At 78.7% G+C, this 2090-nt stretch carries 2 protein-coding genes; one reads left to right on the plus strand and one right to left on the minus strand.

Features of this window, described 5'->3' with window-relative positions; all coding sequences use genetic code 11:
* The first annotated feature begins 333 nt into the window (after positions 1–333).
* The gene (locus AB0J52_RS37670; protein ID WP_500187755.1) at positions 334–1077 is read left to right on the plus strand and encodes a hypothetical protein; all 744 of its coding nucleotides are present in this window, start codon (positions 334–336) and stop codon (positions 1075–1077) included.
* Here the strand turns inward: AB0J52_RS37670 and AB0J52_RS37675 are convergent.
* The coding region (locus AB0J52_RS37675) for an aminotransferase-like domain-containing protein (protein ID WP_500187756.1) at positions 1074–2090 on the minus strand (1017 nt) is incomplete at its 5' end. The two genes, AB0J52_RS37670 and AB0J52_RS37675, sit on opposite strands and share 4 nt — an antisense overlap.

Below are 2090 nucleotides of genomic sequence, written 5' to 3' on the forward strand. Positions count from 1 at the left end.
GTCCGGGGCGGCTCCGGCCGGAACCGGCCGCCGTGTGAACCACCGCCCGCACCCGTCCGTCCCCATCCGTCCCAGGAGCCCGCCACCTGCGTGTTCGCCGCCGTGCGGGGAGTGACCCCCGGCTGCTGAGACCGGGTCCGGGCAGGAAAGTCGCCGCCCCAGGTGACAGCGAAGCGCGGTACGGGTAGTCATCACCGACACAAGGCGCGTATGCCTGAATATGCCATCCAACCGGCCCAGGGCGGGCCGACCGGACTCAGCGTCCGGCCGGGTCTGAAGGCAAGGACCGGACGAACGGGACGTGGTCCGCACGTCCCATAGGGGGGACCCACCGTGGCCGACGCATGGCTGCCCGAGGCCGTCCGGCTGCCCGCACGACTGGACGGGGGCGCCCTGCGGGGCGGAGCCCCCCGGGCCGTCTGGCTGACCAGCGGATCGGATCCGGGCTCGGTGTCGGCGCGCTCCCTCGCCGTGGACCTCGCCAAGATCGGCCGGCCCGCGCACGTGGTCTGGAACCCGGTCACCGGCGAGGTCGTCCAGCAGCTCCCGATCCTGCGGGCGGCGCTCGCGCTCAGCGAGGACGGCCCCGCGCCCGGCCCCGGCCGGGAGGGCCGGATCTGCGCGCAGATCATGGTCGTCGGGCAGTCCCGCGACCCGTTCACCGGCGGCCCGCTGACCGGCCTCGACCCGATCCTGCGCTGGCTGGACGGCTGGGGCGTCGCGCGCCGCTGGCCCGCCGGGCCGCCGCTGCCGACGCCGCAGTCCTACGAGTCCCGCCGCGACCGCCGGGACTGGGCGCGCGGCGGGCACTTCGGGGTCTCCCAGGTGCCGGACGTCGTCCGCCCCGATCCCGGCGGCATCGACGTCCGCCGCCTCACCGGCCCGGACACCCCGCTCTCCGTGCTCGCGCGCCCGCGTCCCGCCCCGGCCGACGAGGGCCCGCTCGGCGCCGCCGCCCGCAAGCCCCTGCTCACGCGCTCGCCGGTTCCCGCCCCGGCGTCCCCGGCCCCGCCCGCCGCGACCCCGGCGCCGCCCGCGCCCATCGCCCCGCAGCCCGTCCCCGCCAGCGCCCGCTAGACGGACCGTCCGGCCGGGGCCGCGTCCGGCTCGGCCTCGTCGGCCGCGACCAGCCGGCGGACGAGACCGCACGCCGCGCGGAGCTCGGCGCGCCCGGACACCGCGCCGTACCCGATGACGAGGCCGGAGAACCGGACCGGCCCGGCGTGGTAGCGCTCCAGGACGTCCAGCAGGACGCCGTGCCGGGCGGCCTCGGCGGCGACCCGCTCGGCGCGGCCCGGCGGCAGCGACGCCACCAGGTGCAGGCCCGCCGTGTCGCCGACCAGCGGCAGCCCGGCGAGCTCCTCGGTCACCACGGCGCGGCGGCGGGCGTACTCCGCGCGCATCCGGCGGACGTGCCGGACCAGGTCGCCGCGCTCCAGCAGCAGCCGCACCGCCTCCTGCGACACCGCGGCGGTCCGGTCGGCCAGGTCCACCCGGCGGCGCGCGACGGCCGCCGCCAGCTCCGGCCGGGCTACCAGCCAGCCCACCCCGACGTCCGAACTGAGGATCTTGGAGGTGGTGCCGAGGTGCACCACCGTCTCCGGGTCGAGGTCGAACAGCGCGGGCAGCGGCGCGACGTCGTACCGGAACTCGCCGTCGTAGTCGTCCTCCACCACCAGCGCACCGGTGCGCCGCGCCCACGCCAGCAGCGCCTGCCGCCTCGGCACCGGCAGGACGCCGCCGAGGGGGTACTGGTGGGACGGCGTCGTGTACACCATGCGCAGGCCGCCGGGCAGCGCGTCCACGACGAGGCCGTGCTCGTCCACCGGGCACGGGACGGGCGTCATGCCGCGCGCCCGCAGCGCCGTCCGGGCGCGGGCCCAGCCGGGGTCCTCGACGCCGACGCGGTCGCCGGGCCGCAGGACGGTCGCGGCCAGCAGGTCCAGCCCGTTGCCGATCCCGCGGGTGACGACGATCGCGTCCGGCGTGCAGGACACGCCGCGGCTGCGCCGCATGTGCTCGGCGAGCGCGGCGCGCAGCCCGGGCCGCCCGCGCGGGTCGGGCCGCGCCGCCGGGACGGCCGACGCCGC

The sequence above is a fragment of the Spirillospora sp. NPDC049652 genome (assembly GCF_040675125.1).
Classification (GTDB): Bacteria; Actinomycetota; Actinomycetes; order Streptosporangiales; family Streptosporangiaceae; genus Spirillospora.